Source organism: Spirillospora sp. NBC_01491, from assembly GCF_036227065.1.
Lineage (GTDB): Bacteria > Actinomycetota > Actinomycetes > Streptosporangiales > Streptosporangiaceae > Spirillospora > Spirillospora xylanilytica.
Window position 1 is genome coordinate 3264295 of sequence record NZ_CP109432.1, and the last position, 20649, is coordinate 3284943.

16 protein-coding genes are annotated in these 20649 nt (G+C 73.3%); 8 read left to right on the forward strand and 8 right to left on the reverse strand.

Annotated elements, in window-relative coordinates:
• Window positions 1–29 precede the first annotated feature (29 nt).
• The 4 genes from OHA34_RS15055 to OHA34_RS15070 form a co-directional block, all read right to left on the reverse strand.
• Window positions 30–662: a hypothetical protein gene (locus tag OHA34_RS15055; protein ID WP_285941759.1), complete on the reverse strand. Its 633-nt coding sequence runs from the start codon at window positions 660–662 to the stop codon at window positions 30–32.
• Window positions 655–1896 (reverse strand): hypothetical protein, encoded by a 1242-nt coding sequence (locus OHA34_RS15060; protein WP_329521980.1) that lies wholly within the window; start codon window positions 1894–1896, stop codon window positions 655–657. The genes OHA34_RS15055 and OHA34_RS15060 overlap by 8 nt, the downstream gene beginning before the upstream one ends.
• An 88-nt stretch (window positions 1897–1984) precedes the next feature.
• Entirely contained in the window at window positions 1985–2878 is an 894-nt protein-coding gene (locus OHA34_RS15065) for a hypothetical protein (protein ID WP_285941764.1), read from the reverse strand.
• 1 nt (window position 2879) lies between these two features.
• Complete coding sequence (locus OHA34_RS15070) at window positions 2880–3791, reverse strand: SGNH/GDSL hydrolase family protein (RefSeq protein WP_329521981.1); 912 nt, start codon at window positions 3789–3791, stop codon at window positions 2880–2882.
• Between the two features lie 100 nt (window positions 3792–3891).
• Between OHA34_RS15070 and OHA34_RS15075 the strand changes: the two genes are divergently transcribed.
• On the forward strand, window positions 3892–5136 hold the full coding sequence (locus OHA34_RS15075; RefSeq protein WP_285941769.1) for a PucR family transcriptional regulator: 1245 nt from the start codon (window positions 3892–3894) through the stop codon (window positions 5134–5136).
• A 28-nt stretch (window positions 5137–5164) separates the two neighbouring features.
• On the opposite strand, the gene OHA34_RS15080 is transcribed toward OHA34_RS15075, so the two are convergent.
• The 3 genes from OHA34_RS15080 to OHA34_RS15090 form a co-directional block, all read right to left on the reverse strand.
• The gene (locus OHA34_RS15080; RefSeq protein ID WP_329521982.1) at window positions 5165–8518 is read right to left on the reverse strand and encodes a DUF4132 domain-containing protein; all 3354 of its coding nucleotides are present in this window, start codon (window positions 8516–8518) and stop codon (window positions 5165–5167) included.
• Window positions 8519–8576: 58 nt separating this feature from the next.
• Window positions 8577–9797 carry a cytochrome P450 family protein gene (locus tag OHA34_RS15085; protein ID WP_329521983.1) on the reverse strand — a complete coding sequence of 407 codons (1221 nt, stop codon included), beginning with the start codon at window positions 9795–9797 and terminating at the stop codon, window positions 8577–8579.
• 126 nt (window positions 9798–9923) lie between these two features.
• Window positions 9924–10535, reverse strand: coding sequence for a TetR/AcrR family transcriptional regulator (locus OHA34_RS15090; protein WP_329521984.1), 612 nt, complete (start codon window positions 10533–10535; stop codon window positions 9924–9926).
• Window positions 10536–10603: 68 nt separating this feature from the next.
• On the opposite strand from OHA34_RS15090, the gene OHA34_RS15095 reads away from it, so the two are divergent.
• Window positions 10604–11563: an ROK family protein gene (locus OHA34_RS15095; protein WP_329521985.1), complete on the forward strand. Its 960-nt coding sequence runs from the start codon at window positions 10604–10606 to the stop codon at window positions 11561–11563.
• A gap of 94 nt (window positions 11564–11657) precedes the next feature.
• Window positions 11658–13592, forward strand: coding sequence for a WD40 repeat domain-containing protein (locus OHA34_RS15100; protein ID WP_329521986.1), 1935 nt, complete (start codon window positions 11658–11660; stop codon window positions 13590–13592).
• 68 nt (window positions 13593–13660) lie between these two features.
• Here the strand turns inward: OHA34_RS15100 and OHA34_RS15105 are convergent, their stop codons facing one another.
• Window positions 13661–15688 carry a hypothetical protein gene (locus tag OHA34_RS15105; protein WP_329521987.1) on the reverse strand — a complete coding sequence of 676 codons (2028 nt, stop codon included), beginning with the start codon at window positions 15686–15688 and terminating at the stop codon, window positions 13661–13663.
• A gap of 135 nt (window positions 15689–15823) precedes the next feature.
• On the opposite strand from OHA34_RS15105, the gene OHA34_RS15110 reads away from it, so the two are divergent.
• The 5 genes from OHA34_RS15110 to OHA34_RS15130 all read left to right on the forward strand — a co-directional run bounded on the left by OHA34_RS15110 (window position 15824) and on the right by OHA34_RS15130 (window position 20645).
• On the forward strand, window positions 15824–16627 hold the full coding sequence (locus tag OHA34_RS15110; protein ID WP_329521988.1) for an amidohydrolase family protein: 804 nt from the start codon (window positions 15824–15826) through the stop codon (window positions 16625–16627).
• The gene (locus tag OHA34_RS15115; RefSeq protein ID WP_329521989.1) at window positions 16624–17346 is read left to right on the forward strand and encodes an amidohydrolase family protein; all 723 of its coding nucleotides are present in this window, start codon (window positions 16624–16626) and stop codon (window positions 17344–17346) included. The genes OHA34_RS15110 and OHA34_RS15115 overlap by 4 nt, the downstream gene beginning before the upstream one ends.
• Window positions 17347–17463: 117 nt before the next feature.
• Complete coding sequence (locus OHA34_RS15120; protein ID WP_329521990.1) at window positions 17464–18726, forward strand: extracellular solute-binding protein; 1263 nt, start codon at window positions 17464–17466, stop codon at window positions 18724–18726.
• A 5-nt stretch (window positions 18727–18731) separates the two neighbouring features.
• Window positions 18732–19739 carry a carbohydrate ABC transporter permease gene (locus tag OHA34_RS15125; protein ID WP_285941786.1) on the forward strand — a complete coding sequence of 336 codons (1008 nt, stop codon included), beginning with the start codon at window positions 18732–18734 and terminating at the stop codon, window positions 19737–19739.
• Window positions 19740–19742: 3 nt separating this feature from the next.
• Complete coding sequence (locus OHA34_RS15130; RefSeq protein ID WP_285941788.1) at window positions 19743–20645, forward strand: carbohydrate ABC transporter permease; 903 nt, start codon at window positions 19743–19745, stop codon at window positions 20643–20645.
• The last annotated feature ends 4 nt before the right edge of the window (window positions 20646–20649 follow it).

Here is a 20649-nt window from a genome sequence, read left to right on the forward strand (position 1 = left end):
TGTGCAGTGCCCCGGAAAGAGAGCGGCGGTCAGGCCGGCTTCTTCTCGAGCCGGGGGAACTCGCCGTTCAGCCGTCCGTCGATGAACTCCTCGAACTCGGGGAGGTCGTCGCGGCGGCGGCGCAGGATCTCCAGGGAGCCCGTCCACAGGCTGTTCACGAGGCCGTCCACGCCCGCCCGGCGCACGCCGCGCGCCGGGTCGTCGAGGGCGCGTTCGAACACCTCCAGCAGGCGGACGTCGTCGGCCAGCAGCGCGCAACCGGGGTGGTCAGGGTCTTCGGGCGCCCCCACGGCGGCTTTCCGGGCCAGGCCGAACTGCCGGAACGCCAGCGCCTGCACGGCGCGCATCCGGTCCAGTGCGGCAGACGCGGTGCGGGCCCGCTCGAGGAGGGCCTCCAGGGTCTCCAGGCCCAGCTCGCCGGCGAGCCGTTCGGCGAACGCCTCCGGTTCGGCCTCCACGAGGCGGAGGCCGGTGCGGTGGTCCTCGATCAACGTCACGTACCCGTCCCCGTCCCCCTCTCCGACCTGCCAGCTCCAGTAGCGGGGGCCGCCGACGGTGCGCGGCACGTCCGCCGCGAGGGTCCAGCCCTCGGCGGCGGCGTGCTCGTGCACGCGCGCGGAGGGGGTACCGGCGGGCAGCGTCCCTTCCCTCGGCTCACTCATCGTCGCCGTCCTCGTCCTCGTCCTCGTCGCCCCAGTCCGCGCCTTCCTCGAAGAGGTCGCGGTGCGCGTCGCCGGTCCCTCTGTCGAGGATCCGGTGGACCTGCTCGGCCATCTGCTCGTCGGGCTCGGTGAGCAGGAGCTCCTCCAGGAGGAACTCCAGGTTGTAGTTCAGCGCGAACGTCATCAGCGGCGCCCGGACGCCCGGGTCGCGGTGCGCGAAGTGCGGCCGGAGCCGTTCGGCGGCGTCGAGGTCGCCGTGCGCGAGGGCGACCGCGATCTCCATCTTCCCGAGCACGTGCCCGGGGTCCTCCTCCACCGCCAGCTCCCGCTCCCAGACCTCCAGGGTCTGGAAGTCGAAGCCGATGAGCGCGCCCACCACGTCCACCGGGAGGTCGGTGGGGAACGCCGAGCCGAACTCGGCGTTCATCCGCTCGATCACCTCCGGGTTGGGATTGGGCCGGTAGCGCGCCTCGGCCACGAAGATCCGGCCCATGTGCGCCTCGATGCTCACGTACGACCCGGACGCCGAAGTGCGCCACGTCATCGACGGCACTCCGGGGCTCTGCTCGCGGCACTCCCTGAACCGCGCCATCGCCTGGAGCGGCGAAAGCGCCTCGTCGGGGGACGGGTCGTCGAGGATCGCGCTCCCCCACGACTGCACCTCGGTGAAGGTGTTCATCGTGTAGTAGCGGTCGAGCTCGAGGCCGTCGATGGGGCCGAACGTGCCGTCGTAGACGTTGGGCACGCCGATCTGGTGGGCGTATCCCAGGAATCCGCGGGCGGTCTTCGGGAGGGTGACCCGGGTGGGCCTCGGCGTGGGGAACAGGCCGCCGAGGGCGCCGCGCATCCCGTCGACCGTGGTGCCGGCCGGGATCCACAGGAACGTCGGGTAGGAGGCCGATGGGGCCAGGAGCAGCCCGTCCGGTTCGCGGGTGTCGACGAACCAGGCCGCCTCGTGCTCGAAGCCGTTCGTGCCCGCGTACCCGGGGCCGGACGCGACGCGCAGCATGTGCGGGCGGTGCTCCCGGACGTGCCCGATCGTCGCGTCGGTGTGCATGATGCCGTCGCTGACGTGCTCTTCCTCGCGCTCGGCCTCCTCGCGCAGGGCGGACTCGTCCGGCCAGGCGACCCCGAGCGCCGCCGCGCCCGGATCGGCCCGGAGCCGGACGAGCCAGTCCGGCGGGTCGCCCGCCAGGCGCGCCGCCGCGCGCCCGGCCCTCTTGATCGTCGTCATGGATGAACCGGCCGATCCTCGTTGATCATGGATTCCGACCCGGAAGGACTATCACGCGGTACGGACGGTTTCCGGGGGAATCGCGATCTCAGCCGGTGCTGCTGTAGTGCTGGAGGTACAGGAAGATCTTCTTCCAGCCGGACCCCACGTTCAGGACGTGCAGCCGCCCGCCGGCCGGCCCGAGGTCGACGGCCGCGATGCCCTCGACCTCGTCGTCCGGCTCGACGTCCTGGTGGAACTGCCAGGAGACCGCGCCGGACGCCGGGTCGATCGAGTACACCGACTTGTCGCCGGTGATGTCGACCGAGGCCCACAGCAGGCCCCCCGACATCGCCGCGCCCTGGATCCGGCTGAGCGGCCGGGACAGCTTCACCGTCTTCACCACCGGCAGCTCGGTCCCGGCGGGCGCGGTGAGCAGCGCGTCCAGGCTGAACGCCACCAGCCGGTCGGTGCCCTGCGCGGCGTCCTGGTCCCAGGCGGCGGTGTAGACGAGCCCGGCGGAGGCGTCCACCGCCACCCAGGGCACACCGCCGGGCAGCGGCGCGAGCGGCAGCCGCACGTACCGGCCCGTGTAGGACAGGTCGTCCGCGCTGTAGAGCGCGATCAGCGGGTTCTTGTAGTCGTTGCCGCCGTCTTCGAGCGGGGCGACGACCAGGCCGTCGTGGTAGTCGATGTCGCCGATGTGGTCGGACTTGTAGGTGCCGCTGAGGGCGCCGGGGATCGCGGCGGCGCTCGACGTGAGCTGGCGGTCGCCGTCGATGGTGGTCTTCGCCAGGCTCCACGTGCCCGAGTAGTAGAAGCTGGCGCCGTCGGTCGCGATGCCCTGCCCGCGCTCGAGGGCGGTGACGCCCGTCCACCGCGAGTAGTCGGACGTGCGGGTCCAGGTGGCCGCGAACGCCGCCGGCGCCGCGGACGGCACCGCGACGCCGACCGCCAGGGCGGCGGCGGCCACCGCTCCCGTCCGGGAGTGCGGAAGTCTCATCTCAGGCCCCGATGCGGTCGCCGATGATGCGGGCGTAGTTCTCCTCGCCGCTCCGGTTCGGGTGGAGGGGCGCGGCGAGGTTGGTCGGCACGTAGCCCTCGATCCAGCGCTTCGAGGACGACTGGCACGTGTCGTGGCCCTGGCTGGGCCCGACGAGGTCGACGTAGGTGGCGCCGTGCGCGGCGGCCTGCCGCTCGATGACGCCGTTCATCAGGTTGACGCTCGCCTGGAGGTAGTCGGCGTCGACCGGGAGGACGGGCTGGGTGGGCCAGCAGCCGCCCGGCTTGATGTACAGGCCGTAGCCGGTGAGCACCACGCGCGCGTTGGGCGAGCGCTGGCGGATGCCGTCCAGGACGGCCGACAGCTTGGGCTCGAACTCCTTGACCCGCTCGGCGACCTTGTCGACGCCGCCCTCGGTGTAGTCGTCCTTGCAGGGCTTGGCGGTGGGGTCGACGCGGACGCAGTCCTGCGCGACGCCGACGAGGCCGGTGTCGTTGCCGCCGATGGTCATGGTGACCAGCGTGGTGTCGGCGCTGAGCGCGTCGAACTGCGGCGGTACGGTGCCGGTCGACTGGCCGAGGACGCTGGTGTCCTGCGACTCGGTCATGTGCTTGGTCGACGCCCCGCTACAGGTGACGTCGCGGAAGGCGGCGGGGTCGATGCGGGCCTTCAGCTCGTGCGCGTAGTTGTGCGTGGAGCGCCCGCAGCCGATCGGGCCGGTGATGTCGGGGATCAGCGGGCCCGAGGCCATCGAGTCGCCGAGCGCGACGTACACGCCCGCCTGCCCGGTGTTCCCGGACGGCGCCGCCGCGACCGCGGGGGCGGCCGTCGCGACGGTCAGGCCGGCGAGGGCGAACGTGCTCAGGGCGCCTTTGATCAGGCGGCGCTTCGTCGGGGTGTACGAAGGGATCACGGTGCCTCTCCCGGCTGTCGTGGACGACGTCGCCGCGATCATGCAATCTTGGGAGAAAACGTGCAATTGGCCTGAAAAGCAGACTTTCCCGGGAGCCGTTGTGTCGGACGACAAAGGCGGGGAACCGGCGGCGGCACCCCCGCTGCGCGTGGCCGGACGGCCCATCGCGGGCCACCTGCGCGCCCGTGCCCCGGACCTCACCCGCCGCGTGGTCGAGCGGCTGCTGGCCGAGCTGCCGGTCTACGCCGAGCTCCCCCCGGAGGAGGTCGTCGGCGACATCGCCGGGGTCGTCCAGCACAGCCTGCGGCAGTTCGCCGACATCCTGGAGCGGCGCCGCCCCGCCGGGGACGGCGAGCTCGCCCGGCAGCGCGACTCCGCGGCCCAGCGTGCGGAGGAGGGCGTCCCGCTGGACGCGATCCTCACCGCGTACCAGATCGGCGTGGCGATGGGCTGGGACGAGGTCGCCACCGGCGCCGAGCCCGGCGACCTGGCCGACTTCCAGGAGGCGCTGGGGTACCTGATGGACTTCCAGCGGAAGCTGACCACGGCCGTCAGCGGCGCCTACCTGGAGGTGCGGCAGATCCTCGACCAGCAGGAGCACGGCGGCCGGCAGGCGCTGATGACGGCGCTGCTCGCCGGTGAGCCGGTCGACTCGGTCGCGCCGCGCACCGGCCTGCGCGTCGCGGACCGGTACGTCGTGATGACGCTGGCGTTCACCCCGCATCCGGACGAGAAGGGCCCCGGGCCGCGGGCCAGGGTCGCGGCCCGCCGCAAGGTCCGCCGCGTCCGGACGGTGCTGGACCGCTTCGCGGGCGGGCCCGCGCTGACCGCGCTGGACAGCTCGGGCGGCACCGCCCTGCTGCCCGTCCCCGCGTCCCCTTCGTGGGCGGCGCTGCGCGAGCTGATCGCGCGGGCGGGCGAGGCCGCCGACACGGTCGTCACCGCGGCGGCGGAGATCGCGGCGCCCGCCGGGATCCCCGCCGCCGTCACCCAGTGCGCCGAGGTCATGGACCTGGTGCACCGCACCGGCCGGGCGCCCGGCCTGCACCGGCTCGCCGACGTCCTGCTCGACTACCAGCTCAGCCGCCCGAGCGAGGCGCTCGCGGGCCTGGCCGGGCTGCTCGCGCCGCTGGACTGCAAGCCCGAGCTCCGGCACACGCTGGAGTGCTACCTGGCCTGCGAGCTGGACCGACGCGAGACCGCGGCGGCCCTGCACGTCCATCCGAACACGGTGGCCTACCGCGTCCGCCGCATCGGCGAGCTGACCGGCCTGGATCCCGCCCGTCCCACCGACGTGCAGCTCATCAACGCCGCCCTCGTGGCGCGCCGCTCGCTCGGCGAGTGACGCACCAGGGGCCTCAGGAGGCGGGGGCTCAGCCGGTCGCGGCCTCCTCCAGGTCGGCGAGGTCAGCGAGGACCTCCGAGGCCGTCATCGGGTCGAGCCGGTCCAGCGTGTACGGATTCTCCCGCCACTGGTGGAAGTCGCTCGGCCGGTCGGCGATCCACACGTTCTCGAGGTTCTGCTCGAGGTCCATGTCGACGTAGCCGACCTGGATGCCCGGCCTCAGGGCGATCACGACGTACAGGCCGCCGGGGACCTCGCGGGAGATCCAGCGCTCGGTGCCGTTGTCCATCGGCGCGCCGCGCCGCCAGCCGCGCTTCTCCAGGCCCAGCACCTTGCCGAACGGCACGTTCAGCCCCTCGAACCGTTCGAGGCGGGCGCCGGCCCGTTCGGTGCCGGTGAGCGCGTGCACCTCCCGTCCGAGCTGCGGGAACGGCTGCGTGAGCTCGTAGTCGGCGAACAGCTCCGCCCACGCCTTCAGCTCATCGCCGAGGTGCAGCGGATGCGCGACGCCGATCCGCGCCGACTCCGGCAGGGCGAACGCCCGGTCGTCCACGTCGGCGAACGTGCGGTCCTCGGCCGGACGGAACGCGGTCGCCGTCCCGTCCTCGTGCTCGGCCACCCACACCAGCCGCCGGACCAGGTGCCACGCCAGCGGGTGCCCGACGAGGTACTCGGTGAACTCCCCGGGCGACCAGCGGCGACCGGTGACCATCGCCAGCTCCATCCGGCGGACCTGGGCCGAGGCGATCGCGCGGACGTCCTTCTTCAGCTCGGTGAACCGCCGGTACGCCGCGGGCGCCAGCTCGGCGTCGTCCTTGGCGCCCGGCTTCGGCAGGCTCTTGCGGCGCGTCCCGTCCTCGTCGGCGACGAACGGCCTGAGCTGCTCGTCGAACCCGACCAGGAACCGGCGCGGGCCGTAGTCCAGGACCATGCCGCCGCGCTCGTCCAGCCCGAAGCCGGGCAGCAGCCGGTCGCCGAGCTGGTCACCGGTCAGGCCGAGCCCCTCGGCGACCTGCTCGATCTTCTCCTGGGCGCGCGTCTTGAGCGCCTTGAACCTGACCTTCTGCGCGATGCCGTGGAGCTGCGTCAGCGCCGTGTCGGTGCCGATCAGCGCGAGCGTGTCGAGGCCCTTGACCGCCTTGTGGTGGCCGTTCTCGCCGGGCCAGGCCCGGATGACCGGCGCCAGCGCGCGCGCCTCGGCGTCGCCGCCGAGGCGGCCGAGCGCGACCATGACCCACGCGTCGCCGGACGGCTCGCCGTGCCGCCGCCACCGCTCGAACAGCGCCCAGCCGAACGCGGCGAGCGAATCCGGGTCGCACACCTCCACGACCGGCGCGAGCCCCGGGTCGGCGGCGTCCGGGCCCGACATCGCGAGCAGGGTCACCAGGTGCCGGACCGCGCCGTCCGGGAGCGCCCGCCCGCCGTCGCGCAGCAGCACCTGCGGGAGCACGGCCGGGTTGGCGAACTCCCCGACCTCGGGCACCTTGCGCGGGACGAGGTCCTGCGGGTCGGACGCCAGCAGCGCCGCGACGGCCTCCGCCGCCTCGTCGCCGTGCGCCTCCCGGACCGCCGCGACGACCTCGGCGGCGCCGATCCCCGCGGCCAGGTGGTGCAGCGCCCCCAGTGCGGCCGACCGGCGCGCGGCGCCCTTGCCGAACGCGTCCGGGACGAGCATCGCCGCGGCGCGCACCGCGTGCCGGGTCAGCCAGGCGGAGGCCGCCTCCCGTGCGGACCCGACCCGCAGGAGCCGGTCGGCCATCAGCCTGGCCGCCTCGGCGTCGCAGTACGGGGACAGCACCTCGCCCGCTCGCGCCACGTCCGACCGGGCGATGCGCAGCAGGGCGGGCCACGCGTCGAGCTCGTGGCGGGCGGCGAGGAACTTCAGCGACTTGAGGACGTGGTCGGCGTGGTACGAGTAACCGGCGAGCTCTCCGAACTCGGCCTTCCAGTCCGCCAGCCAGGGCCGGACCCTGTCCTCGGGGGCGCCGACGAAGAGTTTGAGCCGCTCGCCCTCATCGAGTGAACCGGACCGGTGGGCGGCGATCAGGTCGGACAGTACGTAGCTCCTCTCCCGGCCGTCGCCGCCCTTCCACACCCGCTGGTCGAAGCGGAGCCGCTCGTCCAGCCATTCCTCCCGCTCCCCCGGCCGCCACGCCATGACCGTCCCGGCGGGCGGGACCAGCCCCTTGATGACGACCGGCTCCGGCTGCTCGCGGGTCCACGGCGGGTCGACCAGCACGCGGGGCAGCGCCTCCGGCGGCGCCTCGGCGACCCGTCCGGACGCGTCCGCGACGCGGGCGATCACCTCCCGCACGTCCGCCGGAAGGTCGGCGAGGACGGCCGCGACGAGCTCCGCGGAGACGGCCAGGTGCTCCTTCAGGAGCTCGGCGGCGGTGTCGCCCTCGGCCCGCGCGAGGACGCGGAGCGCCCGCACCGGGTAGCGCTCCATCGCCTCCAGCACGGCGGCCCGGATGGCCGGCTGGTCCGCGCGTTCCAGCAGCAGCCCGAACGCCTCGTCGGTGGGCAGCGCGACGAGCACTTCGAGGAGCGCCGCCCGCAGCCGGCTCTCGAGGTAGGGGAGGTCGAGCGACGCCGCCACGGACGGCGCGATGGCCGGGCCGACGCCCTCGAGCAGGGTGGCGAGGAGATCGGGGGCGTAGCCGAGACCCGTCATCGGGACGACCTCGGCGAACTGCTCGGCCGACCCGAGCGCGCACAGCAGCAGCGACCCCTCGTGGCCGTAGTCCTTGAGCGGCGTTCCAGCGCGGTACTCGTCCACCCAGTCGGTCCTGGTCGGTACCAGGTACGCGGTGAGGAGCCGCTTGGTCGCCGTCCCCCGGTGCCCGGCGAGCGCCTGGACGGCCGCCTGGAACTCGTCCTCGGGCGCGGCCGACAGGATCGTCCTGAGACGGCGGGCGGCGTCCGGCACCCGGTACGGGTCCACCTGCGCCTCGTCCGGCGGTCGGGGCTTCGTGCCGTCCAGGTCGCAGAGCTCGGTGAACGCGCACGCGGCGAACGCCAGGCCGTGGACGGCGGTCCAGCCGTCCACGAACCGGATGTGGCAGTCGGCGGTGTGGCTCCGGGCGCGTTTGACCGCCAGGGCCGCGACCACCGCCGCGCCCCGCGCGTCGGCGTCGCCGCCGAGGTGGGCGCGGGTACCCTCGGCCAGCCCGGGGTCGCTGCCGGGGTGCGCGGCGAAGCGGACGGCGTCGTCGCGGACCTCTTCCGACAGTGCGCGCAGCGTCTCGCCCGCCCCGGCGGCGAGCCTGACCTTCGGCACGAAAACCCCGCCGCGCCGCGGGTGCAGGCGCCGCCGCCACACCGACGGGATCACCAGGGTGTCCTCGTCCGGCAGCACGAGAGGGGAAAGTTGATCGCTCATGCGGCCACACCGTACTGAAGCGCCCCGACAAACCCGCCCTCACCCGGGCGACGGGCGGTCAGTCCGCGGTCAGCGTGGCGGGGAGCGCCTGGTGCCCGTTGGAGATGAACGATCCGACCGGCCGGAGCCCGGCCGGGTCGACGTCGAGGGCGGCCGTGGGGAAGCGGTCGAAGAGGGCCGGGAGGGCGACCTCGGCCTCCAGCCGCGCGAGGGGGGCGCCCAGGCAGAAGTGCACCCCGTGGCCGAACGCCAAGTGGTCCTTGCCCGGCCGGGTGATGTCGAAGCTGTCGGCGTCGTCGTGCACGGACGCGTCGCGTCCGGCGGCGGCGTAGGCGGCCAGGATCGCCTCGCCCTTGGCGATGGTCACGCCGTCGACGTCGATGTCCTCCACCGCGTACCGCAGCGGCAGGTTGGCGACCGGCGCCTGCCAGCGGAGCGTCTCCTCGATCACGTCGTTCCAGGACGCCCCTCCCGAGCGGACGAGATCGAGCTGCTCGGGGTGGGTGAGCATGGCCGTCACGGCGTGGTCGAGGAGGTTGACGGTCGTCTCGTGGCCCGCCGAGATCATCAGGAGCAGCGTGTCGACCAGCTCGGCCTCGTCGAGCCGCGAGCCGTCGTCGCCGCGGGCGGACACGAGCGCGCTGGCCAGGTCGTCGCCGGGAGCCTCGCGCTTGGCCGCGACGAGCTCGGTCAGGATCGTGTAGATCTCGACCTGGGTGGCCTGCACCTCCTCCGGGGTCTGGTCGGTGCTGAAGATGCCGTCGACGGCCCGGCGCAGCCTCGGGCGGGTCTCGTCCAGCACGCCGAGCAGGCGGCAGATCACCTCGATCGGCAGCGGGTAGGCGAACCCCTCGCGCAGGTCGGCCCGGCCCCCGGGCGCCTCGGCCAGCGCGTCGAGCAGCTCGGTGGTGATCTCCTCGATCTGCGGGCGCATCTCGGCGACGCGGCGCGGCGTGAACGCCTGGGACACCAGCGAGCGCAGCCGCCGGTGGTCGGAGCCGTAGGCGGTGAACATGTTCTTCACCGCCACCCAGAGGTACAGCGACCAGCCCTCGGAGATCTTCCCGTTGACGAACTCGGGCCAGTGCCGCGGATCCTTGGACACCCGGGGATCGGTCAGCAGCCGGCGCAGCGCCTGCTGGCTCGTCACCGCCCACGCCGCCACGCCGTCGGGCAGCTCCACCCGGGTCAGGGTCCCCCGCGCCTTGAGGGTCGCGGCCTCGGCGTGGATGTCGCCACCGGCCGGGTCGAGGACGATCGGGCGGAATGCTTGCTCCATCGGCTCTCCAGATATCGCGTCGGACTGCGCGGGCACGGGCGCAAGAGTGAACCGAACCGGCCCCTTCGGTCAAGGCACAGAAATCGGTCCGGAGTGAAAAGCCCACGCCGCCGTTCGGCTTCGCGCTCATCGCGCCGCCATCGACACATCCGGTCCGGCCGACAGGGCGCCGAGTCGATGGTCGACGATGCGCAGGGCCCGTTCGGACGAGAGGTGGCCGAAGAGCAGGTCGGGGACGAGCCCGCCCACGACGGCGAGGAGGGCGTGCGCCTCCAGCTCGGTGTCGAGGTCCTCGCGGGCCTCTCCCGCGGCGACCGCGGTGTCGAGCCGCTCGGTCACTGCCGCGACGATCCGCTCGCGCCCGTACCGGTAGCGGCCCGCGAGCCCGGGATCGTTCAGGGCGCGGATGAAGACCGCCATGCCCGACAGCGCCTCGAGGCGTCCCGCCCCGTCGAGCGGCAGGAACGCGAGCAGGACGGCGCGGATCCCGTCGAACTGCGTGGACGGTGCCGCGGCGCTCGCGACCCGGCGTTCGAACCGTTCGCGCAGCAGTCCGGTGGCGAACAGCACCAGTGCGTCCTTGCTCGCAAAATAATGTTGGACGAGACCGACCGAAACCCCCGCCTCGGTGGCGACCTCGCGCATGCTCGCCGCCTCGAGGCCGCGCTCCGCGGCGACCCGCAGCACGGCCTCGCCGATCAGCCGGCGCCGTTCGTCATGGTCGACTTGTCTCGGCATTCCTCCTCCTACCTGCGAAACAATACCGGTATATGACAAACATCCCGTCCGAACTACGAGGTCCGCATATGAACCACGGCTCCCCTCCCTCTCCCCCGCGGAAGCCGCCCCCGATACCGGGCGGGCGGCGGCTCGTCGCGCTCGACGTGGGCGGGACGTCGATGAAGGGCGCCGTCCTCACCGAGGACCTCCGGTACCTGTCCTCGCTGCGCCGCCCCACCCCGAAGGGCGAGGACGCGGTCGAGGCCGTGTACGCGGCCGTCGACGCGCTGCTCGCCGAGGCCCGCGGGGACGGCGCGGCGGCGATCGGGGTCGCGGTGCCCGGCATCGTCGACGACGACACCGGCACCGCGATCTGGTCGGAGAACATCGGCTGGCGCGACGTCCCGTTCCGCGAGCGGCTCGCCGCCCGGACCGGGCTCCCGGTCCGGGTGGGGCACGACGTCCGCGCCGGCGGGACGGCCGAGCTCGTGCTCGGCGCCGCCCGGGGGGCCCGCGACGCGCTCATCGTCCCCATCGGCACCGGGCTCTCCGCGGCCGTAGTGATCGACGGACGGCTCTGCGTCGCCGGCGGCTACGCGGGCGAACTCGGCCACATCCCCGTCGGCGGCGCGGCCGGCGGCGCCGACGAGCCCTGCGTGTGCGGCGCGACGGGGTGCCTGGAGGCGGTGGCGTCGGCGGCGGCGATCGGGCGCAGGTTCACCCGCCGGACCGGACGGGAGGCGACCGCGGCGACGGTCGCGGCGCTGGCCGCCGAGGGCGACCCGGACGCCGCCGCCGTCTGGGCCGACGCGGTCGAGCACCTGGCCGCCGCGCTCGTCGCGGCGACCGCGCTGCTCGGCCCCGAGGTGATCGTCATCGCCGGGGGGCTGTCCGAGGCGGGCGCGCTGCTGATGGACCCCCTGCGGGACGGCGTGCGGCGGCGGCTGACCTTCCACCGGCCGCCCCGGCTGGTCCGCGCCCGGCACGGCCAGGACGCGGGCCGCCTCGGCGCCGCGCTGTGGGCCCGGGACCTGCTCCCGGGCTGACCGAACGGCGTCGATTTAGGGTCCTGACCGGAAGAAGAATGATCGCTACGCTGCGGGGGCGATCACTTCCGGTCTCGACCGAAAGGCACCCCTCATGATCCAGCGCCGCCGATTCCTCCAGACCGCCGCCGCGGCGAGCGGGCTCCCCCTCCTGTCCGCCGTCCCCGCCCGCGCCTCCTCCCCCGGGGCCGGGGCGCGCGAGGGCACGATCACCGACCTCGGCCCCGCCAGCGTCTCCACCCCGCTCGGCAACGGGGAGTTCGTGGGCGGCGTCCTCTACACCGGGACGCGCGGCCTCTCGCCCAACGTCGTCGGCGCCTACGACCTGGCCAAGGACACCGTGACCGGCCATGTCGACATCCCCACCGGCATCGGCGTGTGGGCGATGTGCAAGGTCGGCACCGACGTGTACGTGGGCACCCACGGCACGTCCGACCTGTACCGGCTCGACACGCTCACCGGCACCGCGACCAAGGTGGGCGGCTACCCCTACCCCTACATCTGGAACGTCGCGGCGTCCCCCGACGGCAAGGTCCTCCTCGCGATCTCCGAGCCGGGCCGGGTGGTCGAGCACGACCCGGCGACCGGCACGGACCGCGACCTCGGCGTGATCGTCGAGGGCGAGGCCTACGTCCGCAGCATCGCCGCGGACGAGACCACGGTGTACGCGGGGATCGGCGCGAAGGCCCACCTCATCGCGATCGACCGGGCGACCGGCGCCAAGCGCGACCTGCTGCCCGCCTCGCTCGCGGGCCGCGACTTCGTGGCGAGCCTGAGCGTGTCCGGCACGCACCTGGCGGGCGGGATCTCCTCCAGCGGCGAGGTGCTCCTGCTCGACACGTCCGCCCCGGCCGGGGCCCGGGTGCTCACGACGGGCGAGAAGTACGTGCCGACCGTGCTCGTCCACGACGGGTACGTCTACTTCACCGGCCGCCCGTCCGGCGCGCTGTACCGGTGCGCGCTCGACGGCGGGACGGTCGAGAAGCTCGGCGTGCCCTACCCCGAGGCGGCCTCGCACCGGCTGCTCGCCCACGAGGGGCGCGTGTACGGCGTCCAGGACGGCGCGGTCTTCCGCTACGACCCGGCGGACGGCTCCCTCACCTACACCGACCTGGTGAAGCGCGGCTACAAGGCCGCCGCCGAGCAGCCGATGTCGGTGCACTCCGACGGCGCCCGCGTCTACGTCGGCGGCAAGGGCGGCGCGGACGTCCACGACCTGGCGGCGGGCACCCGCACCCGGCTGAGCGTCCCCGGCGAGCCCAAGGCCGCGCTGACCGTGCGGGACACCACCTACCTGGGCGTCTACACCCAGGCGCTGCTGTACGCGCACCACGCGGGCGGCACCGGGGCCGAGCTGCTCGCCCGCACCGGGAACCAGCAGGACCGCCCGCGCGACCTCGACCACGACCGGACGACCGGCTTCATCGTGATGTCCACGCAGCCCGAGCCGGGCCAGACCAACGGCGCGCTCTCCCTGTACGACCCGCGCACCAAGGCGTACGAGACGCACCGGCCGGTGGTCGACCGGCAGAGCCTGTACGGGGTGACCTGCCGCGGCGGCGTCGCCTACCTCGGCACCAACGTCCAGGAGGGCCTCGGTCTGCCGCCGGTCACCACCACCGCGCGGCTGGCCGCCTACGACCTGCGCCGGCGCAGGCTGCTGTGGCAGGTGGAGCCGGTACCGGGCGCGAAGGTCGTCCCGGGTCTCGCGCACACCGAGCACGCCGTGTACGGGGTGACCGACAACGGGATGCTGTTCGAGTACGACCTGTCCAAGCGCGAGGTCACCCGGACCGTGAAGGTGGCGGCCCGCTGCGGCGACCTGCACATCGCCGGGCGGGCCGCCTACACCACCGACGGGAAGGCCGTGTACAAGATCGAGCTGAGGACGCTGCGGGTCACCGCGATCACCGAGGGGCTGGCCGGCGAGTGGTTCGGCGGCGAGCCCAAGCTCGCGCTCGACCCGTCCCACCGGGCGCTGTACGGGGTGCGGGCGCGCAACCTGGTGCGCATCGCGATCTCCGGCTGACGCACGCCGCCACGGCGCACCGCTCCCCGCGGGGACGGCGCGCCGCGGCGGACCTCACGCGGCGGGCCTCACGCGGACGGGATGGTCAGGGTGGGGCAGCGCGGGTCCAGCCTGATCTTCGCCAGCTCGCGGCCCACCAGCGCCCACGCGTCCCAGGAGCCGGGCTCGAAGGCGAGCTGCGGGTCGGTGTACCACTCGTCGCCGAGCCCGGTCGCGACCGGCTCGGCCTCGGTGCCGAGCACATGGACGTTCCCGCCGCCGAAGAAGGTGGAGGCGAACACCCTGCCACGGTGGACGGTCAGCTCGCCGTACCCGGTCAGCGGCCCCTGGTGGGTGATCCGGCGGGTGGCCAGGTCCATCGCGAACCAGCTCGCGTCCCGCTTGTAGACCCCGTACAGCACACCGCCGTGCGCCTTGACGTCCTGGAAGGTGCGGTGGCCGGGGACCGGGTCGACGGTCCACCGGACCGTGCGCGTCCCGAGGTCGAACGCGGCGACGGACGCGGAGGTCTTCGTCGGCGGGGTGCCGCCGCCCCCCAGCACGTCCCCGCCGAGGTAGACCACGCCCGCCGCGGAGTCGAGCGACAGGCTCATCAGGCTCTGCTCGGGGATGACGCCCTCGTACACCTGCGTGTCGCCGGTGTCGGGATCGACCACCGACAGCGCGCCCTCCAGGTGCGCGCCGAGCGGCGCCGAGGCGACCAGCAGCTTGTCGGTCCGCGGGTCGTACTCCAGATCCCAGGGCCGCTGCTGGCCGTGCCCGAGGTAGCCGAGGCTGCGGATCGCGTCCGTCCTCGGGTCGATCTCGATGATCTGCCCGCTCGGGTAGATCGCCGCGTACAGCTTGCCGCCGCGCGCCACCATGGCCTTGGGCTCGCCCGGCACCCAGAACCGGTGCCGGGCGCCGGTGGCCGGATCATGCCTGGTCACCGAGTAGTGGCCGCCGACGTACACCCGGCCCTTCTGGTCGCGCAGGATCGACTGCGGCCGTTCGGAGCCGGGCTTCAGGCCCGCCTCGATCAGGTCGGTGTAGACGCTCTCGCGGGACGCCAGGTCCATCGTCCACATGCCCCCGCTGCCGGAGTAGCCGCGCAGCGTGCCGCCGTCCAAGACGAGGGCGCGCGTCTCCTCGCCGGTCCGCGGGGTGCCGACCTCGGTCAGCGCGGTGTCGCCGGTCCGGTAGCGGTAGACGGTGCCCTTCGGCCTGGACGACAGGTACGCGGTACCGTCGGCGGCGAAGGCGATGGCGTCCAGACTGATCTCGCCGAGGTCGACGGTGCGCAGGTCGCCGCCGTCCTTGCGGGCGTCGTAGAGCGTGGACCCGCTGGCGCCGAGCACCCGGTCGCCGTGCTCGGCCACGGTGCCGAACCCGGCGCCGCCGGCCGCCAGCTCGCGGACGGTCCCGTCCGCCCGGCTGATCGCGACCAGCCTGGCCTTGTCGAGCAGCCCGGCGTACACGGTGGTGGCGTCCGCGGCGACGGCGTGCACGTACCGCTCGCCCGCCGCCAGGACCCCGAAGTCGCGCACCGCGCCGGTCGACGGGACATACTCGTGCACCTTGCCGTCCGGGTAGGTGCCGGCGTAGACCGTGCCGTCCGGCGCGGTGGCGAGGCTCCAGATGAAACCGCCCTCGCGGCCGAACGACGCCAGGTGCTCGGCCTCGCCCGTCGCCGGGTCGAACCGGTAGAGGTCGGGCACCGGGTAGGTGCCGACGTAGATCTTGCCGGCGGCGACGGTGGTGGCCCACCCGCCCTCCGCCGCGCCCGCCGCCGGGGCGTCCGGGAGCGGCACCTGGCGGACGACCTTCCGGGTGGCCAGGTCGATCTCGGCCAGCACCGGCGGCTTCAGCCCCCGGGTGACGACGTAGGCGTGGCCGTCGTACTCGGTGGCGCCCACGATCGCTCCGGTCTCGGACGCCGTCCCGAAGGTCCGGTAGCCGGGCGCCGCGCACGGTCCCGTCCCCGCCGCCCCCTTCGCGTCCCCGGGCGCGCCGGGCGCGCCGGGCGCGGGGGCCGCGCCCGCCGGTGCGGGCGGGACCAGGGCCAGGGCCAGGACGGCGGCGACGAGGGCGGCGCGCACGGGTCGGCTGGGGGGCATGCCGGACCTCCTAAGTATCGACTTTAGGGCTGGACCGTAATGAGGGATGACGGGCCAGTCAATGCCTAAAGCGCCTTGATATATGGGGAACGGCCGATTATGGTCACGACCGATATTCCAGACGGAGGCGGTTCGGTGACGGCATTCGATGCGGAACAAAGGCTGGGCGATCTCGAGGTGACCCTCGACCTCGACGTCCTGATCGGCACATTCCCGGACCGGGACGGTCCGGACGGCACCCCGGGCGCGGTGCTCGCCGCCCTGGCCGGGCACCGGATCGCGACCGGCGCGGTGGCGAGCCTGCGCGGCGCGCTCTACGACATGACCTCGGGAAACGACGAGGTGCTCGCACAGGCGAAGGAACCGGAAGGCGGGAACGGCGGGGGCGCGGACGGCGGGGACGGCGGAGGCGGCGCGGCCTCGATGCTGCCGGTCGGCGCGCTCGACCTGCGCGACCCGATCGGCGCCGCCGCGGAGATGGAGCGGCTGGCGGCGGCCTCGGTGCGGGCGGTCCGGCTGTTCCCGGACGAGCAGAAGGTCGAGGCCGGGTTCCCCGCGGTCAGGCATGTCGCCAGGCGGGCCGCCGCGCTCGGGCTGACCGTCCTCACCGGCGGCGACGTGCGCCGGTTCTGGGCGCCGTTCAGCGGCCTCGGCGCCCGGGTGGTCTTCCTGGACACGCACTTCTACCACCTCGGCGACTTCCTGGTCGCGGCGGCGGGCGAACCGGGGTTCCACACCTCCACCCGGCTGCTCAACTCGCCCGACGCCCTGGAGACCGCCGCGTCCGCGATCGGCGCGGACCGGCTGGTGTTCGGCTCGCGGACGCCGCACGCCGAGCCCCTCGTCCCGCTGCTCCGCCTGGCCACCAGCGGGCTCGGCCCCGCCGACCGGGCCGCCGTCGCCGGCGGCAACGCGCGCCGTCTCCTGGAGGCATCGTGATCATCGACGTGCACGCCCACCTGGGCCCCTGGTTCTTCACCATGGACGTGGCCGGGGCCAACCTGGCGGTCATGGACCGGTACGGCATCGACCTGGCCGTGGTGTCCTCGTCCGAGGCGGTCATCTACGACGCGCCGCGCGGCAACCGGGCGCTCGCGGCGGCGCTGGAGGGGAACGACCGGCTGTACGGGTACGTGACGGTGAACCCGCGCAGGCTCGCCGAGGCCGAGCGCGACCTGGCCGAGTACCTGCCCACCGGACGGTTCGTGGGCGTGAAGCTCCACACCGACTACACCGGCTCGCCGGTGACCTCGCCGCAGACCCGGGACGCGCTCGCGATGGTGGCCTCGTTCGGGTGCCCGGCGCTGGTGCACACCTGGGGGACCTCGGTGCTCGACCTCGCCGCGCTGTGCGCGGACCTGCCCGGCCTGCGGGTGATCGCCGGGCACATGGGGGCGGACGGGCACCGGCACGCGATCGAGGCCGCCCGCGGCTGCGACCGGCTGTACCTGGAGCCCTGCTGGTCGCACGCGCCGGCGGGCCGGTTCGCCGAAGTGGCCGCCGCGGTCGATCCGGCCCGGCTGCTGTTCGGGACCGACGCGACGCTCATCGACCCCGCGTCGGCGTTCGGCGCGGTCGCGGCGGCGGGCCTGACCGGCGCGGCGGCCGAGCGCGTGGCCTGGCGCAACGCGGCCGAGCTCTTCGACCTCCGGCTCTGACACCGATCCGAGCCGAAAGGCAGCGTTGACAGTCAATTTCCCCCGAAGCTACTTTCGGCCTAGACCGTTATGGGCGCCCACCTTTCACCCCCCTGTCACTCCCATTTAAGGGGCCCGATGAAGATCCGTGCCAGCAGGTTCACCACGTCGATCTCGCTCCTCGCGGCGGCCACCGCGCTCACCGCCTCCGCCTGCGGGGGCGGTGGGGACTCCGGCAAGGGCCTCACCGTCTGGATGTACCCGGTGATCCCCGACCAGCAGGCCAGCAGTGCCTACTGGAAGCAGATCGAGAAGGACTTCGAGGCCGCCGAGGCCGGCGTCGACCTCAAGATCGAACTCCAGCCGTGGGACGGCCGGGACCAGAAGGTCGCCACCGCGCTGACCGGGGGCAAGGGACCGGACGTCGTGCTGCTCCAGCCCGACCAGATCCCCTCGTACGCCGCGAACCGGACGCTCGCCCCGGTCGACGGGGGGCTGGGCGGCGACAAGAGCGCCTTCCTGCCCACCGCGCTCGCCGCGCTGAGCAGCGACGGCAAGCTCTACGGGGTGCCGATCTACCACACCGTGACCAGCATGATGTTCAACAAGAAGCTGCTGGACAAGGCCGGTGTCAAGGACCCGCCGCAGACTTGGGACGAGATCAAGGCCGCCGCGCCCAAGCTGAAGAAGGCCGGCTACGCCACGCTCGACTACTCGGCCTCGCCCGAGGCGTCCCTCAACATGAACTTCTACCCGCTGCTGTGGCAGGCCGGCGGGACGGTGTTCTCCCCCGACGGCAAGAAGGTCGCCTTCAACGGCCCCGAGGGGCTGGAGGCGCTGACCTTCCTGACCGACCTCTACAAGCAGGGCGCGGTCCCCCGGAGCGCGCTCACCAACAAGAACGTGATCACCGACCAGGCGCTCGGGAAGCAGGAGGTCGCGGCGGCGTTCACCAGTGTCCCCGCCGACGCGGCGCTGGCCGCCAAGACCTGGGGCAAGGAGAACGTCATCGTCGGCGCGCCGCTCAAGGGCCCGCGCAAGCAGGTCGCGTTCGGCATGCCGGGCGGGCTGGCCGTCAACGCCCGCGCCAAGAACGGCAAGGCCGCCGAGAAGTTCCTCCGGTTCATGACCAGCCCCAAGCAGATCACCGGCCTGAGCACCGCGACGGGGTTCATGTCGCCGCGCACCGACGTGAAGACCCCGGCGACCGACCCGGCCGCGCAGCAGTTCGCGGACGCGCTCCAGTACACCTACCCGGGCGACACCAACGCCTCCGCCCGGCAGGTGATGGCGCTGCTGCGCACCGAGATCCAGGCGGCGCTGACCGGTAAGAAGACGCCCAAGGAGGCGCTCGACGAGGCGGCCGAGCAGTCCGCCGACCTGCTGGCCAGGCAGCGCTGACCGGCGTGGACGGCCGACTCGCCAGGCCCGCGAAGGCCGCGCCCGGCCCGGCTCCGGAGACCGCGGCGCCCCCCGCGCCCGCCCCGGCTCCGGAGGCCGCGGCGCCCCCCGTGCCCGGCCGGGCGTCCGGGACGCACCCGCGCTCCCGGCGGCGGATGGGCAGGCAGGCGCGCGCGGGGCTGCTCTTCGCCGCCCCCATGATCATCCTGTTCGTCCTGTTCCGGTTCGGGCCGACGCTCGGCGCGTTCTTCCTGTCCCTGACCGACTACCGGCTGAACGGCGACTGGACGTTCGTCGGGATCGACAACTACACCCGGCTCGCCGGGGACGACCTCTTCCTCGACAGCCTGACCGTGACGCTGCTCTACGTCGTGCTGTACGTGCCGCTGACGGTGCTGCTGTCGCTCGGCACCGCGATGGTGCTGCACCGCGTGGTGTGGGGACGGGGCTTCTTCCGCGGCGTGTTCTTCCTCCCCTACGTGACCAGCATCGTGCTGGCCGCGGTGATCTGGAAGTGGATCTACGACGCGGAGGACGGCCTGGCCAACGGGCTGCTCGGGCTGGTCTCGGTCGGCCCGACCGACTTCCTCGGCCGGGCCGGGCTGGTGCTGCCCTCGATCGCGGTGACCGCGGCGTGGAAGGGGTTCGGCTACTCGATGCTGATCCTGCTCGCCGGGCTCCAGAACATCCCGCGCTCCTACACCGAGGCGGCGATGATCGACGGCGCCGGGGCCTGGCAGCGGTTCCGGCACATCACGCTGCCGATGCTGCGGCCGGTGCTGTTCTTCGTGCTGGTGATCGAGACCATCCAGTCGTTCCAGGTCTTCGACGCGATGTACGTGATGACCGGCGGCGGGCCGGTGCGGGCCAGCTACTCGCTCGTCTACATGCTCTACGACTCGGGCTTCAAGTTCTTCGACTTCGGCTACGCCAGCGCGATCGGGCTGGTGCTGTTCGCGATCGTCCTGGTCGTGTCGCTGATCCAACGTCGATTCGTCGGAAGGGAGGACTGACCCGTGGCCTCCCTCACCGGAAAGTCCGCCGCGCGCAGGCCCCCCGCGAAACCCGCGAGATCCGCGAAGGCCCCGGGCGGGGCGCGGGCGCGGCGGCCCCGGGCGGGCCGGCTCACCCTGCCGGTCCTGCTGGTGCTCACCGCGCTGGTGACCGTCGTCCCGTTCGCGGCGATGGTGCTGGTCGCGTTCGCCCCGGCGGGCGGGCGCACCTTCCCGGACGCGTTCACGCCGACCCGGTTCACGCTGGAGAACTTCCAGCACGTGCTGTCCAGCTCGGACCTGCCGCGGTGGACGCTGAACTCGCTGGTCTTCTCGCTCCTCTCGGTGGTGCTGATCCTGCTGTTCGCCTCGATGGCGGGCTACGCCTTCGCCAAGAAGCGCTTCCCGGGCCGCGACGCGCTGTTCTGGGCCCTGCTGGCGACGCTGATGGTGCCGTTCCAGGCGACGCTGATCCCGTCCTACATCCTGGTGTCCAAGCTCGGCGGGGTGGACACCTACTGGGGGATGATCGTCCCGACCCTCGCCAACGCACAGGCGATCTTCCTGATGCGGCAGTTCATCGTGCAGCTCCCGGACGAGCTGTTCGAGGCGGCGGAGCTGGACGGCGCGTCCGAGTGGCGAATCTTCGTCACGATCGTGCTGCCGCTGATCCGGCCCGCGCTCGCCACGCTGGGCGTGTTCGTCTTCCTGTGGCACTGGAACGACTTCCTGTGGCCGCTGGTGATCGGCCAGTCCGGCGAGATGCAGACGCTGACGGTCGGGCTCGCCACGCTCCAGAGCGAGAACGTCCCGATCAACCAGATCATGGCCGGCGCGTCCATCACCGTGCTGCCCAGCCTGCTGATCTTCGGGCTGCTCCAGCGGTACCTCACCGACAGCATCGCGATGACCGGGCTCAAGGGCTGACCGG

Excerpts from the sequence above, each read along its gene's own strand:
- OHA34_RS15085 (WP_329521983.1), bottom strand. The coding sequence starts at position 9,797 with ATGGAGCAAGCATTCCGCCCGATCGTCCTCGACCCGGCCGGTGGCGAC.
- OHA34_RS15105 (WP_329521987.1), bottom strand. The coding sequence starts at position 15,688 with ATGCCCCCCAGCCGACCCGTGCGCGCCGCCCTCGTCGCCGCCGTCCTG.
- OHA34_RS15100 (WP_329521986.1), top strand. The coding sequence starts at position 11,658 with ATGATCCAGCGCCGCCGATTCCTCCAGACCGCCGCCGCGGCGAGCGGG.
- OHA34_RS15065 (WP_285941764.1), bottom strand. The coding sequence starts at position 2,878 with ATGAGACTTCCGCACTCCCGGACGGGAGCGGTGGCCGCCGCCGCCCTG.
- OHA34_RS15120 (WP_329521990.1), top strand. The coding sequence starts at position 17,464 with ATGAAGATCCGTGCCAGCAGGTTCACCACGTCGATCTCGCTCCTCGCG.
- OHA34_RS15055 (WP_285941759.1), bottom strand. The coding sequence starts at position 662 with ATGAGTGAGCCGAGGGAAGGGACGCTGCCCGCCGGTACCCCCTCCGCG.
- OHA34_RS15080 (WP_329521982.1), bottom strand. The coding sequence starts at position 8,518 with ATGAGCGATCAACTTTCCCCTCTCGTGCTGCCGGACGAGGACACCCTG.
- OHA34_RS15095 (WP_329521985.1), top strand. The coding sequence starts at position 10,604 with ATGAACCACGGCTCCCCTCCCTCTCCCCCGCGGAAGCCGCCCCCGATA.
- OHA34_RS15090 (WP_329521984.1), bottom strand. The coding sequence starts at position 10,535 with ATGCCGAGACAAGTCGACCATGACGAACGGCGCCGGCTGATCGGCGAG.
- OHA34_RS15060 (WP_329521980.1), bottom strand. The coding sequence starts at position 1,896 with ATGACGACGATCAAGAGGGCCGGGCGCGCGGCGGCGCGCCTGGCGGGC.